The organism is Aquimarina muelleri DSM 19832, assembly GCF_000430665.1.
Classification (GTDB): Bacteria; Bacteroidota; Bacteroidia; order Flavobacteriales; family Flavobacteriaceae; genus Aquimarina; species Aquimarina muelleri.
This window is the reverse complement of the sequence record NZ_AUML01000003.1, coordinates 44414-58180: the sequence shown is the minus strand read 5'-3', so window position 1 is coordinate 58180 and position 13767 is coordinate 44414. Positions and strand designations below refer to the sequence as shown.

Annotated in this window: 12 protein-coding genes; 1 reads left to right on the top strand and 11 read right to left on the bottom strand. The window is 31.2% G+C overall.

Going from position 1 to position 13767, the window contains the following annotated elements; all coding sequences use genetic code 11:
• Nucleotides 1-26 precede the first annotated feature (26 nt).
• The 3 genes from uvrB to H527_RS0102715 form a co-directional block, all read right to left on the bottom strand.
• Complete coding sequence (gene uvrB / locus H527_RS0102725) at nucleotides 27-2033, bottom strand: excinuclease ABC subunit UvrB (RefSeq protein ID WP_027411281.1); 2007 nt, start codon at nucleotides 2031-2033, stop codon at nucleotides 27-29.
• A 243-nt stretch (nucleotides 2034-2276) separates the two neighbouring features.
• Complete coding sequence (locus tag H527_RS0102720) at nucleotides 2277-3113, bottom strand: ABC transporter permease (protein WP_027411280.1); 837 nt, start codon at nucleotides 3111-3113, stop codon at nucleotides 2277-2279.
• A gap of 4 nt (nucleotides 3114-3117) precedes the next feature.
• The gene (locus H527_RS0102715) at nucleotides 3118-4017 is read right to left on the bottom strand and encodes an ABC transporter ATP-binding protein (RefSeq protein ID WP_027411279.1); all 900 of its coding nucleotides are present in this window, start codon (nucleotides 4015-4017) and stop codon (nucleotides 3118-3120) included.
• A gap of 206 nt (nucleotides 4018-4223) precedes the next feature.
• Between H527_RS0102715 and H527_RS0102710 the strand changes: the two genes are divergently transcribed.
• Nucleotides 4224-5291 carry a hypothetical protein gene (locus tag H527_RS0102710; RefSeq protein ID WP_027411278.1) on the top strand — a complete coding sequence of 356 codons (1068 nt, stop codon included), beginning with the start codon at nucleotides 4224-4226 and terminating at the stop codon, nucleotides 5289-5291.
• 630 nt (nucleotides 5292-5921) lie between these two features.
• On the opposite strand, the gene H527_RS0102705 is transcribed toward H527_RS0102710, so the two are convergent.
• The 8 genes from H527_RS0102705 to H527_RS0102670 form a co-directional block, all read right to left on the bottom strand.
• Nucleotides 5922-6695, bottom strand: a complete 774-nt coding sequence (locus tag H527_RS0102705; RefSeq protein WP_027411277.1) for a sulfite exporter TauE/SafE family protein — start codon at nucleotides 6693-6695, stop codon at nucleotides 5922-5924.
• 72 nt (nucleotides 6696-6767) lie between these two features.
• Nucleotides 6768-7826 (bottom strand): nucleoid-associated protein, encoded by a 1059-nt coding sequence (locus H527_RS0102700; protein ID WP_027411276.1) that lies wholly within the window; start codon nucleotides 7824-7826, stop codon nucleotides 6768-6770.
• Nucleotides 7827-7932: 106 nt separating this feature from the next.
• Nucleotides 7933-8442 (bottom strand): IS1096 element passenger TnpR family protein, encoded by a 510-nt coding sequence (locus H527_RS0102695; protein ID WP_027411275.1) that lies wholly within the window; start codon nucleotides 8440-8442, stop codon nucleotides 7933-7935.
• Nucleotides 8443-8484: 42 nt separating this feature from the next.
• Nucleotides 8485-9501 carry a COX15/CtaA family protein gene (locus tag H527_RS0102690; protein ID WP_027411274.1) on the bottom strand — a complete coding sequence of 339 codons (1017 nt, stop codon included), beginning with the start codon at nucleotides 9499-9501 and terminating at the stop codon, nucleotides 8485-8487.
• A gap of 68 nt (nucleotides 9502-9569) precedes the next feature.
• On the bottom strand, nucleotides 9570-9926 hold the full coding sequence (locus H527_RS0102685; protein WP_027411273.1) for a four helix bundle protein: 357 nt from the start codon (nucleotides 9924-9926) through the stop codon (nucleotides 9570-9572).
• 65 nt (nucleotides 9927-9991) lie between these two features.
• Complete coding sequence (locus H527_RS0102680; RefSeq protein WP_027411272.1) at nucleotides 9992-11416, bottom strand: CCA tRNA nucleotidyltransferase; 1425 nt, start codon at nucleotides 11414-11416, stop codon at nucleotides 9992-9994.
• Nucleotides 11417-11424: 8 nt separating this feature from the next.
• Nucleotides 11425-11994 carry an L-threonylcarbamoyladenylate synthase gene (locus H527_RS0102675; RefSeq protein WP_027411271.1) on the bottom strand — a complete coding sequence of 190 codons (570 nt, stop codon included), beginning with the start codon at nucleotides 11992-11994 and terminating at the stop codon, nucleotides 11425-11427.
• 489 nt (nucleotides 11995-12483) lie between these two features.
• Complete coding sequence (locus tag H527_RS0102670) at nucleotides 12484-13557, bottom strand: glycosyltransferase family 4 protein (RefSeq protein ID WP_027411270.1); 1074 nt, start codon at nucleotides 13555-13557, stop codon at nucleotides 12484-12486.
• Nucleotides 13558-13767 lie beyond the last annotated feature (210 nt).

The window sequence follows — 13767 nt, the reverse complement described above, 5'->3', positions numbered from 1 at the left end:
GCTATTATTTTTGTGTTATAAATAAATTATACTTTTTGATCTTGTATCTTGTTTTGCAGCATTTTGATTTCATCTCTTAATCGAGCAGCTGTTATAAAATCTAATTCTTTAGCATATTTTTCCATTTCTTTACGAACATTTCGAATTCTGGTTTCTAGTTGTTCTTTGCTATAATAAGCAGTTTCTTCTTCTGCGGCCTGTAGTGTAGGAGCATTTTCAAAGGTATAAGGTTGTATTTTTTTGCCATATAGTGCATTATCCATAGATTTTTTAATTGCAGTAGGGGTAATACCATGCTTGGTATTATATGCAATCTGTTTTTGTCGGCGATATTCTGTATCATCTATAGTTTTTTGCATGCTATCTGTAATTTTATCAGCATACATAATTGCTTTTCCATTTATATTTCTTGCGGCTCTACCAACAGTTTGTACCAAGGATCTTTTGTTACGTAAAAAACCTTCCTTGTCTGCATCTAAAATAGCTACAAGAGATACTTCAGGAAGATCTAACCCTTCTCGTAATAAATTTACACCTATCAATACATCAAAAATACCTTTACGTAGATCTTGCATGATCTCTACTCGTTCTAAGGTGTCTACATCACTATGGATATATCTACAGCGAATATTGATTCTAGTAAGATATTTAGCTAACTCCTCTGCCATTCTCTTTGTTAGAGTGGTTACTAAAATACGTTCATCTGCATCAATTCTTTTTTGCATTTCTTCAATCAAATCATCGATTTGATTTAAACTAGGGCGAACTTCTATCACAGGATCTAATAATCCTGTAGGTCTAATAATTTGTTCTACATATGTACCTTCACTTTTTTGTAGCTCATAATCTGCAGGCGTGGCACTAATGTATAATACTTGGTTTTGTATTGCTTCTAGCTCTTCAAATTTCAAAGGTCTGTTGTCCATAGCGGCAGGAAGTCTAAAACCATATTCTACTAAATTTTCTTTTCTGGATCTGTCTCCTCCGTACATTGCATGGGTTTGCGGCACCGTAACATGACTTTCATCAATAATCATGAGATAATCATCAGGAAAATAATCTAACAAGCAAAAGGGTCTTGTTCCAGGTTGTCTTCCGTCTAAATAGCGAGAATAGTTTTCAATACCAGAGCAGTATCCTAATTCTTTGATCATTTCTAAGTCAAAATTAGTACGCTCTTCCAGTCGTTTAGCTTCTAAGTGTTTTCCTATTTCTTTAAAATATTCTACTTGTTTTCCTAAATCTAATGCGATTTGATCAATCGCGCCATGTAATACATCAGGTGAGGTAACAAACATATTTGCAGGGTAGATATTTAGTCTGTCATATTTCTCAATAATTGCATTGGTTTGTACATCAAATGCTTCAATTTCTTCAATTTCATCTCCAAAAAAATGAATTCTAAAAGCATCATCTGCATAACTTGGAAAAATATCTACGGTATCTCCTTTTATTCTAAAGTTTCCATGTTTGAAATCTGCTTCAGTTCTGGAATACAAACTTTGTACTAACTTGTGTAACAAAGCAGTTCTGGATATCAATTGTCCCGCTTGTATAGAAATTATATTTTTTTGAAATTCAGCAGGGTTACCTATACCATATAAGCAAGAAACAGAGGCTACTACCAAAACATCTCTTCTTCCTGAAAGCAGAGAGGAAGTGGCGCTTAGTCGCATTTTTTCGATTTCTTCATTAATAGATAAATCCTTTTCTATATAGGTTCCAGAAGTTGGAATATATGCTTCTGGTTGGTAATAATCATAGTAGGAAACAAAATATTCTATCGCATTTTTTGGGAAAAATTGCTTAAACTCAGAGTATAATTGAGCGGCTAACGTTTTGTTATGTGCTAATATTAAAGTGGGCCGTTGTACTTTTTCAATTACATTGGCAGCGGTAAAGGTTTTTCCTGATCCAGTTACTCCTAATAAAGTTTGGTATTTTTCATTAGATTCAATCCCATTAACGAGTTGTCGTATAGCTTCTGGTTGATCTCCTGTAGGTTTAAATTTAGATTCCAGTTCGAACTTCATGTATCTTTTCTTTTTCACAATAAAGATAGGAAACTACTCTTTACTTTTTTTTAATCCTATAAAAAATTATGATTTTATAAAGAATTATTTTCAAAATGAAGAATTATACTAGCGAATTAAAGACGGGAGGTTTATCCATATATTTTTTATCATTTTTTTACTGACACTAAACTTAATATTCGTTAAGATGTATCATTTTACAGGATAGTTATCTCGTTATTTTAAATAGAGAGACTAGGGGTGTTATAAATCTCTCTTTTTGAGTAGTCTATAAGAAAAATTCACAAAAATTGTAGTCCATGCCAATACAATTAGAATTTCATACCAGTGTACAACATAGTCTCTGTGTAAAGATTCTCCTAATTGATTAGCGGCAGATTGAATAAAGTTTAATCTGCTAAAAGGTTCACTAATTAAATTAGACATAGATTCTAAAGGAAAGAATTGTACAATAGTATCTGCTATTTGTGTGCCTTTAAATATTTTAAATTTTAATAGGGCATAAATAATATTTTCAATTACCCACCATATAAACAGAAATCCAAGAGCAAAAGCAGATCGTTTTACAAAAATCCCGAGAAACATACAAAAAGCAAAAAACCCGATTAGTTTTACTAAATACGCAAGGACATATTCTAAATCAGAAAATACGATAGAAAATTCATTGTAATCTGAAAAACTTAATCCTAAAATTAGAGATACAATAAATAGGAATAGGGTAGAGATTATTGCAAAAACTCCTACGGTAAGAAATTTAGATGCTATAAACTCTTTTTTGCTTAATCCATCAATTAGATTCTGTTTTAATGTTCGATGACTATATTCATTGGCCATCATAGAAACTATAACAATTGCCAGGAATAATTTGGCCCATGCTGCGATATACGTGTTAAAATGCCAGATATAAGGAAAATTAAAGATTCCTTGATCAGCAATTCTAAAATTAATTCCTGCAAAATTAAACTCTATAGAGGCTATTAAGGCAATAAAAGTTATTAGTACAAAATAAGTTATAACAATTATTTTGGCAGCTTTGTTATATTTTAATTTTTGAAATTCTATATTAAGTAGTCGTAACATGGCTTTAGTTTAGATTGTTGGTTAGTTGTAAGAACTGTTCTTCTAGGCTTTCTTTTCGTTTTACAATGTGTGTGAGAACGATTCCTTCTTTGAATAGTTGTCTGTTAAGACTTTCTGCATCTAACTCATGTGCCAAAAATGCGGTAATTTTATCCTCTTCTTCTTTAAAATTTTTAAAATCTTTATGTTTAGATAACCACTCTTTTAATATAGAGTTTTGGTTACTTTTAAGTTCAAAAAAACCATAGCTGGCGTTCATCTCATCTACACGTCCAGAATATAGTTTCACTCCTTTTCTTATAATCACTACATGACTGCATACTTTTTCAACTTCATCTAATAAATGCGATGCTAAAAGGATAGTAGTACCTTGAGAAGCAATTTTTTTGATGATTTCACGAATTTGGTGAATTCCTTGAGGGTCTAAGCCATTAGTTGGTTCGTCCAGAATTAAAATCTCAGGGTCATTTAACAGTGCAGATGCTATCGCTAATCGCTGTTTCATACCTAAAGAAAAAGTATTAAACTTACTATCTTTGCGATCTAATAATCCCACAATCTCTAATTTTTCCTCAATTTTAGGAGAAGAGACTCCTTTTATTTGACACACTAATTTAAGGTTTTGGGTAGCAGTCATATAAGGGTAAAAGTTAGGGTGCTCAATAATAGCCCCAACTTTTTTAAGAGCATCATGCGTAGAGGTATTGCCATCAAACCAGATGAATTTTCCAGAAGTTGCATTAACTACATTGAGTACAATACCGAGAGTGGTGGATTTACCGCTACCATTAGGTCCAAGAATACCATATACATTACCTTTTTTTATAGAAAAAGAAAGGTCTTTTACAGCTGTTAAGGCACCAAATTTTTTAGTGAGGTTTTTTATAGTGAGAATATTTTCCAATTGCGAATATTTTGGCAGTTATATTAAACAAGACGATAAATATCAATTTTTGTTACAATTTTATCTCAATAAGAAAAGTTCGAAGTTGATGATTGAAACCTTATAGTTATTATAATGAAGTAGGTTAAGATTAAATTTAGATTATCTAAAATCTTTATTTTTTACAATTCGAAATTTGTAAATTGCTTTTTTTACAGAAAGTTACTATGGAAGAAAAGTTGATGTCTAAAAAAAAACCTACGTATCCTATAAATGATAAATTAGATGCGTACTTAAAAGAATATAATCGTAAAATTAAGATACCTGTGTTTTATGATGATCTGCTTCGATTTTCTGGTTCTATAGTAGTGTATGATAATAATGATGAAGATACTTTGTGGGTGCGGGTTTATTATGAAGAGCATGAGAGAGTTGAGCTAGAGTCTAGTCTTAAAAAAGTATATACTATTTTGCATTCTGATGGTAATGAAGATGCTATAGAGTTTTTAAATATTGATGCTATAGATTATTGCACTTTTGGAAATTCTAAACCTTTTAGAATAAAAGTTAGAAATATACTTAACGACAATTATACCTATATCTATGTAAAAAAAGCAGATGCTTCGCGAATCTATGGATTAGAGTTAGAGCACATGTTTTCTCCAAACAGGATTAATTTTTTGGTATATAAAAACACATTGATAGAAGAACATATTGCAGGGATTGCAGGAGATATATTTATTAAGGATTTTTTACCAGATCTTAGTGATCAGGCTAAATCCCAAATAGCTAAAGAATTTGTAAAGTTTAATGAGCGTTGTCAATTGCGATTACTTGGGGATATGAGGTCTTATAATTATGTGATCATACCTATTCATGATTTTGATCATGTAGAATATAAAATAAGAGCTATTGATTTTGATCAGCAGTGTTTTGAAGGAAAACTGAAAGTGTATCAGCCACAGTTTTTTAAAGAAAATTTTAATATGGTTGCAGTTGTAATGAGTAGGTTGCAGCCAAGTTCTATAGAGCAATATAAAAAAGAGGAGCGTTCTATTTTGGCAAAACGTATACTCACATCAAGGGATCGTTATGAAGTTCTTATCGAATGTATGTGTGCAGATACTATTTCTACAAAAGAAAATATAAAAGAACTACGAGAACATTTGTATAATTTTACTTTGGATTTAAAATTTCGGCGCAGTAAATCTATGGGAGAAGTTTTAAAGACAGCAATGGATTTTGTACGCCGTAATTATGAAAATGTAAATATGAAACGGTTGTTAGAAGGATGATGGAAGACGGGTGTTCGAAGTTGTTTTTCACCGTTCCCGTAGCTTATTTTATGTTCCCGGCTATATAGAACCTTTTCCCGGTTATACAAAACCCCTTCCCGGCAATAAAAAATGCTTCCCGTAGGTATGTTTACCTTTCCCGTAAGTACAGAGACCCTTCCCGGCGGTTAATAATACTCTCCCAGCACTATAAAACCCTTTCCCGGTGGTGTAGTACCCCTTCCCGGCAATCAAAAGTATCTTCCCGGCTGCCGGGGGCAAGTATATCAAGGGCAGGGGGACTTTAAAGGTGCCTTTTATAAGGATCGCATAGCAGGCTGAGATGTTCGAAGCTCAGGGTTTATGGTAATACATTGTGGGATGCGGCATTCGAAGACCAGATATCGTCAAATACACACTTACATTCAAAAGAAATAAGTGTTTACAGTAAGAAAATATACACTTATGTTTAAAAAATGAGTATTTACTGTCGGGCAAAACTATATTGCACGTTTACTGATCTTGATCTTCGTACTTCGTGCCTCCGACACCTAGCTTCCGACACCAAACCTCTGAATTTTTTAAATTATGCTGAAAGTTTGTTTTTGCTCCTGATCTCTGACTTCCAACCTCCGATACCCGATTTAAACTTTATAAAACTCCAATGCCAAGAAGAATAGCAAAAATGATCAATAAAATCCCTACTACTAATTGAATAGTATGTATGGTTACTTTTTTAAGAAACTTATTCCCTAGATATGCGCCTATAAAAGCCATTAGAGTAGCAGTAATTAGCATTGGATAATTAAGTTTGTCTCCTAACAAAAAAAGATCTTTTGCATATACAGCTAGTCTAGAAACATCAATAAAACAAGCAATGAATACTCCTGTTGCTATAAAAGCTTCTTTGCTAAGTTTTGCTCGTATTAAAAAAGCAGTTCGCAAAGCTCCCTGATGACCAGATAATCCTCCAAAAAAACCACTAAGTGCACCGCCAAGAGGCAGGTATTTTATATCGAATTCTAATCGTTTTAATTTCGGAATTAAATCAAAAAGTGAAAAAAAGATAAGTAGAACGGAAATGCATATTTTTATTATCGTTATTTCATGCATTTCGTTAAAAAGGGAGTAGGTGTATACAGGCTCTAAATAAGTAAGTTTGGTAAGCGTATATGCTCCTAGAAAAGCAAATAAAATTGCAGGTAGTCCAAAACGAATAATAGTTTGAATATCCGCTTTTTTGCCAACAAGAGTTAATTTAAACAGGTTATTAAGTAAGTGTACTATTGCGGTTAAAGCAATCGCAATGTCTATAGGAAAAAATAAAGCAAATACAGGAAGCAATAATGTGCCTAGTCCAAAACCAGAAAAAAAGGTTAATCCTGATCCTAATAAAGCGACAATACCTACCAGAATAAAATCCATTTTCAGATACTTATTTTAAATGCCATTTTTTATGCTACATACAAAAAAATAGATATCCAGCTTCAGGCTATTTTAGCTTTTTTGCTCTTTGTTAAAATATACTAAATAATAATACATCTGTTTTTCCTCGTCCCAGCCTTTTTCTACAAACTTTTCTGCGGATTCAGGATTTATAAAATCCATTTTTATCTGCACATTGGTGTCCAGATTTATAACATTTTTCATTTTCTTACGAGCTGCGGTTACTGCATTATTTGCAATAGGAAAAGAAGTAAGGTCTTCTATATGGTATTTTGGTGCTTTTTCTTCTTTATAATGCTTAAATTCTGGTATTAAATCGGGATTGTCGATGACATCATTCAAAAAAGCGGATTCTTCAAAAGTATCGTTTTTTGCAAAATGATTAACTGCACGATTCATAAACATTACTTCTTCTTTCTTGTCTTCGGCAGGAAGTACAACATCTTTGGCAAAGTCCTGGCAGAATTTCATGTACTTTTTTGTGTAAAAATTCTCATCAGCAAAAGCATCTACCCCCAAGAAATGTTCTAACCAATATTTGGTATCATATCGGTTGGAGTCTACAGAAAGGATTTTGTACCCTTCTTCTTTTTTATGATTAAAAATTAAACACCCTTTGTCTAATTTATTAAGATTTACTCCTTGCTGAATTAATAAATCTATAGTAGATTCTTTTTCATCAAATTGAAGAAAATCATGTTTTAATTCTGATTTGAATATTCCAATAGCATCTACTTTTTCATTGTCGATAGTTACATTGTCTAAGAACGTAACATATAACTCGCCACTTTTGATATGTGGATGTTGTGATTGTTCATAAAGCAATGAAGCTATTTGCTTAGATTTTTCATGAACAGAAGATGGTTGTTCAAAAATTTCAGTTACAATTTTATATAACGGATTAAATTCAACATCTACTTCATTTACAAATTGAAAATAGTTTTCTTCTTTTTCTCGAAAAGGTTTAAAGAAATATTCTTTTAATAATGCAGTTATTTCATCATTAAGAGCATAGGGTGATTCTGATAAGAATATACTTTCACTTTTGTTTTTATTCCCTATTTTATGAACTGATAAGGATTCTATTTGAGTGCTATATAGATTGATCATGTTTTTGGGTTTCAAAGCTACAGAGTAGCAAAGTGAGTATTACAGTTTTTTTAGGCTAAGCATGAAATATATTGTAATAAAAATAATAGTATATTAAGATTTAGGCTTAATTCCAGTTTTCATTAAATCCGAGATCATCATATTCATCCAAGTCTACAAAATCTTCTGGATCATTAAAATTATCTAAATCATCTGTTTTAAATTCTTTTTCAGGAGCTTCGTCAGGTATTTGCCCGTGTGTATACATCACGTTTGGATACTCTCTGCCAGTTTCATGTTCTGCTATTTCTGCTAATTCTACTAAAAATGTCCACATATTTAAGAAGTCGTAGATATAGATTAATTTAGGAGAATTTTCATTTGCTACATCTATAAGCGTAGTCTCATTCATTAATCGAACAGGGTCACTACTATCACTCATGTCAAATAAGGATATTTCTTCGCCTTGGCTCCATTGATCATCACTAATGTAAAAGGAAGCCATTTCGGTTCCGTCAAACCCAAAAGATTGAGTAATTACATTGTGAAATTGCTCTAAAGTGTCATTTTGTTCAATTTCGATATCTCTAAACACATCTTCTTCTGTGTCTAGTATAACTCTGAAACGGTAAATCATTCTTAATTAATTTAAAAATGCAAAGATACTATAAATGCATTGTTATTTACTAAAACGGTGTAATGAAAAAGTCATTGTGCCAAGAAGAAAAAAAGCAACTACCTGATGTAACACCCCTAATGTTATAGGTACTCTGTAGAGTAACGTAAATATGCCAAGTAAAAATTGAACACTAACAATAATTAGTAACATGTTCAATGTGTTTTTTTGAGTATTATTTTTTTTGATTCTTTTACCTTTGTACCAAATCATAAAGATAAGTGCAACGACTATGTATGCTAAATATCTATGAACGAATTGAACACCACTTTTTCCTTCAATGAAATTTTTTATAATAGGGGACTGCTCGATATAAACAGATTCATGAATTAAAGCTCCATCGTTCATTAGTGGCCAGTGGTTATGTAAAAACCCTGCATCAAGACCTGCCACAAAAGCTCCATATATAATTTGAAGTAAAAGAATAATTAAAGTTAATCGAATTAGATTTCGGAATTTGAAATCTATTTTTTTCTTTTCAGGGTATATTAAATCTAAAGCAACCCATAAAGTATATGCAAAAGTTATAAATGCAGCTGTAAGGTGCATTGCAAGTCGATAGTGGCTTACGTCGGGTCTGTCGGTTAGTCCGCTTTTTACCATAAACCAACCTAGAAACCCCTGAAAACTACCTAAAAGCATTAGTATTAAACATTTTTTTATAGTGGATTTGGTAAGCTGTTTTCGGATTAAAAAATAAGCAAAAGGAATCATGAATACAATTCCGATAAATCTTCCGATAACGCGGTGTAACCATTCCCAGAAATAGATGTCTTTAAAGTCTTCTAAAGTAAATTGGTTGTTTATTTTTTGATATTCAGGATATTGTTTATATAAATCAAAAGCGACATTCCATTCTGCTTCATTCAAAGGAGGTATTGTTCCTGAAATTAATTTATAATTGGATATAGATAATCCAGAATGAGTAAGTCTGGTAATACCACCTACTACTACCATTATAAAAATCAATAAACATCCTGTAAGTAACCAGTATATTACACTTTTGCTATCTTTTTTCATTTTTTTTTTTTGTTAAGAAGAATCTAAGACATGAGGGATATTAGAATCTAAGAAAAGTATAAATTTTATTAAGAATCTTTGATTTTTTTGATATAGCTAACTAACATACGCTCAATTTCTCTAGTGTTTTCAAACAAAATATTGAAGTTGTTTTCTTGAATAAAAGAAAGGTTCTTTCCTATTTCTAATTGAGTCTGTAATTCAAAAAGTGAACTGATAGCAATATTTAAAAATCTTAAATAATCATTTTTACCTAATCTTCCATAACCTTCAGCGATGTTACTAGGAACTGAAATTGATGCTTTTCTTATTTGAGAAGTTAAGCCATATAATTCTTCTTTAGGAAATGTTTTTGTTTCAAGATATATATTAGTGACCAATTCCATCGATTTTTGCCAAATTATCAGGTTTCTGAATGTACTCATAATTGATTTAGTATTAAATGAAAGTTTCAAAAACTATAGTTTTATAGCCTTTAAAACTTAGACCCTTAGCTACTCTTTAGTCCTAGCTCTTCTCCTTTTTTAAGCATAAAGGTATAAGCCGCCTCATGTTCATTAGGGATTTCTCCTTCAAGAATTGCTTCTTTTATGGCTTCTTTTATGATTCCAATTTCGCGAGAGGGTTTGATATTAAAAGTTTCCATAATTTGCTCTCCTGTAACTGGTGGTTGAAAATTACGAACTTGATCCCGTTCTTCTACTTCTATCATTTTTTGTCGAACGGTTTTAAAATTATTATGGTATTTTTTAAAACGTTTTGGGTTTTTTGTAGTAATATCTGCTTCGCAAAGTGTCATTAATTCTTCGATATAATCTCCAGCATCAAATACCAATCGTCGGATGGCGGAATCAGTGACTTCAGAAGCTATTACTATAGGTCTAGAACTCATTAAGACCATTTTTTGAACAAACTTCATTTTTTCATTCAACGGCATTTTTAAGCGTTTAAATAACTTATATACCATTTTGGAGCCTACGAACTCATGACCATGAAAGGTCCATCCTACATTTTTATGAAACCGTTTTGTTGGAGCTTTGCCAATATCGTGTAGTAATGCAGCCCATCGTAACCAAAGGTCATCCGTGTTTTCAGAAATATTATCTACAACTTCCAGAGTGTGATAAAAATTATCTTTATGTCTTTGACCTTCTACTTCATCAATTCCTTTAAGAGCAACAAGTTCAGGTAAAATAAAATCTAAAAGCCCTGTTTGCTCTAGTAATTTAAAACCAACAGAAGGTTTGGAACTCAAAAGAATTTTATTTAATTCATCAATGATACGTTCTTTGGTGATGATCGTGATTCGATCTTTATTACCAGTAATAGCTTTTAATGATTTAGGTTCTATCTTAAAATTAAGTTGTGTAGCAAAACGAATTGCTCTCATCATTCTTAAGGGATCATCAGAATAAGTGATATCTGGATCCAAAGGGGTGCGAATTATTTTTGATTCTAAATCTTTAAGGCCATTAAAAGGGTCTAAGATTTCTCCGAAATTTTGATTAGATAATCGCAAAGCAAGGGCATTAATAGTAAAGTCTCGTCTGTTTTGATCGTCTTCCAAAGTTCCGTTTTCTACAGTAGGGTTTCGACTATCTTCTGTATAAGACTCTTTTCTGGCACCAACAAATTCTACTTCAATATCCTCAATTTTTAACATTGCTGTGCCATAGGTTTTAAAAACCTGTATTTTTGGATTACCAGGCAAAAGTCTAGAAACCTCTTTAGCCAGTTCTATTCCGCTTCCTATTGCTACAATATCAATGTCTTTGGCAGTTCCTCTTTGTAAGATATAATCTCTTACAAATCCACCAATAACATAACTATCTGTATTTATGTTTTCTGAAGCTTTTGTGATCGTATTAAAAATTGAGTAATCTAATGCTTCTTTGTAGTTTTTAACTTCCGACATGAATCAATTTACTTCCTAATAATTTTAACGGTACTATCCCCACCAATTTTGATAATTGAAGAAGGTTTAGTTCCTTTGTTTTGTAATGGCAAATTTACAATATAGTCTACGCCTTCCAAAATAGCTTTTGATATTTCTTCAAAGTTTTTTGGAGTGGATGCGGAGCTAATGTTTGGTGAGGTAGAAATTATGGGTCTTTTTAATTTTTTAATTAATTTATTGCAAAAAGGATCTCTTACCACTCGTATCCCTATAGTATTATCGGGAGCTATTGCGTTTTCTGCCACATGTAATGGTCTATCGTAAATAATAGTTGTGGGTTTAGTGGCAAATTTTAGAATATCATAAGCGACTTCAGGAATTTCTTCTATATATTGTTGTAACATTTTAAAATCACTTACTAAACAAATCATTGATTTGCTTTCTTGGCGCTTTTTAAGAGCGAATACTTTATCAATAGCCTCAGCATTAGTAGCATCGCAACCAATTCCCCAAATTGTATCTGTGGGGTAGAGGATAATACCTCCTTTTTTTAGTACAGTAAGTGCATTTTCTAATTCTATTTGTGGATCTGACATTAGTTTTAAATTAATAGATGATTATGAAAAGTGCTACTTTAGATCTTGTGTTGTAAGAGAGGTTAAAGTAGCTGTAGTTATTGTTTGGTAACAAATTCATTATTGATGACATTTACTTATATAATTGTCCAGTTATACTATACGAAGTTTTGAATGCATGATAGAAATAATTTTGCACAAAAATAATCTTAAAACTTTAATATTATAGAAAAAATATTTTTTTAAAGATTAGAGTGGATTCAAGGGGCTTTATTTGAAATTTTCAAAACAAGTATGGAGAAGACAGATGTAGCAAGGGGGTAGAGGGGGATTAATTTGTAGTTTAGTGTAGGGTAAAGTTAGATTAAATCTTTTTCTGTAAAGAAAGAAATTTTTGTAAGAACTCTTTCTTTACAGAATAGATACTCGTTTATTTTTTTGTACGATGAATGATTATTTGATGTGTTTATAGTTAATTGTAATTTTAGAAAGCTTATTATAGTGAAAAAACTAGTCTTGATTCAATAAAATCTTATAGACTTCTAAATATTTTTTACTTGCAATATTCCAATCAAATAAAGAAGCCTGTTCAATAATTTTTTTTTGATATTCTTTTTTGTTTTTATTGAAAGTAACTAATTCTTTTTGAATTACATTAGCCATGTTTTTAGGGTCAAGATCTAGCCAGTAAAACGCATGTTCTCCTCCTATTTCTGGTAAAGAAGTTTCGTTAGCAAGAAAAACAGGTGTGCCAAATCCCATCGCTTCTATAGGAGGTAATCCAAAACCTTCTCTTATAGAAGGGAAAAGAAAAGCGGTACAGTTTTTAAAATAGTATTGTTTTTCTATTTCAGATATTTTTCCAGCTAGTATTACTCGATCCTTCAGATTTAGAGACTCTATGAGTTTTTTTACCTTCTCCCCATAAGGTCTTTCGTCGTTTCCAGCAATAATTAACTTGTGCTCTTTAAGGTGTAACATCATTTCTACGAGCAAGTGAAAGTTTTTTCTTTCATGAAAATCTCCTAAAGCAAAAAAATATTTTTCTTTGATATTTATAGTTGGAATATGGTTTGTTAAATCTAATTTTTCTTGTGAAGGATTACCATTGTATATAACATATTCATCAACTTTTGGAATCTCAAAATGTTGGTGGGTTTTTCTTTTAGCGTATTCAGAAATATACGTTATAGCATTAGCTCGATCTAGCTTTTCTTTAAAACGTATATTTCTAGGGTGATTATGATCGTCAGATATTTCTTCCACGAAATTAACATCATGTATAGTTAATACATATGGAATATTATAATAAGGTTCGATTTTGGTATTTTGATTTAAAGAATGCCAAATGTTATATTTTTTTCTTATTCGAGTTTCTTTGTATCTTCTGAATCCAAAGTAGCGTTTGTATTTAAAATAGTTTTTGAATATTTTTTTTAAAGGCTTTATTTTTTTTGTGTGTACAGTAAATTCTATATCTTTTTCTTGGTGATGATATAACCCTTTTAATAAATGTAAATTAAACTGTCCGAAGCCTGTATATTGATTATTAATGTTATGTGTTTCTAGAAATATTTTTTTCATTATAATTAACTTTCATATATTACTTTTCAGGTATATCTTGACCTTAAAAAAACGTAAGTTTTGTGCTCAAATATAATGTTTTGCCTAATTAAGATTTCGATTGGAACTATTTTTTTTGAATAAATTAATTTGTATTCAAATTTTTTATTGTTGTATGACTATTCTTGAAATCATAAATAAGTACCTTTGTTTATTACATTATAGAAATAA

What these genes read in the sequence shown, in the direction of transcription:
- H527_RS0102705 (WP_027411277.1), bottom strand. Translation starts at nt 6,695, where the DNA reads ATGGATTTTATTCTGGTAGGTATTGTCGCTTTATTAGGATCAGGATTA.
- H527_RS0102680 (WP_027411272.1), bottom strand. Translation starts at nt 11,416, where the DNA reads ATGTCGGAAGTTAAAAACTACAAAGAAGCATTAGATTACTCAATTTTT.
- uvrB (WP_027411281.1), bottom strand. Translation starts at nt 2,033, where the DNA reads ATGAAGTTCGAACTGGAATCTAAATTTAAACCTACAGGAGATCAACCA.
- H527_RS0102675 (WP_027411271.1), bottom strand. Translation starts at nt 11,994, where the DNA reads ATGTCAGATCCACAAATAGAATTAGAAAATGCACTTACTGTACTAAAA.
- H527_RS0102690 (WP_027411274.1), bottom strand. Translation starts at nt 9,501, where the DNA reads ATGAAAAAAGATAGCAAAAGTGTAATATACTGGTTACTTACAGGATGT.
- H527_RS0102685 (WP_027411273.1), bottom strand. Translation starts at nt 9,926, where the DNA reads ATGAGTACATTCAGAAACCTGATAATTTGGCAAAAATCGATGGAATTG.
- H527_RS0102720 (WP_027411280.1), bottom strand. Translation starts at nt 3,113, where the DNA reads ATGTTACGACTACTTAATATAGAATTTCAAAAATTAAAATATAACAAA.
- H527_RS0102700 (WP_027411276.1), bottom strand. Translation starts at nt 7,826, where the DNA reads ATGATCAATCTATATAGCACTCAAATAGAATCCTTATCAGTTCATAAA.
- H527_RS0102695 (WP_027411275.1), bottom strand. Translation starts at nt 8,442, where the DNA reads ATGATTTACCGTTTCAGAGTTATACTAGACACAGAAGAAGATGTGTTT.
- H527_RS0102670 (WP_027411270.1), bottom strand. Translation starts at nt 13,557, where the DNA reads ATGAAAAAAATATTTCTAGAAACACATAACATTAATAATCAATATACA.
- H527_RS0102710 (WP_027411278.1), top strand. Translation starts at nt 4,224, where the DNA reads ATGGAAGAAAAGTTGATGTCTAAAAAAAAACCTACGTATCCTATAAAT.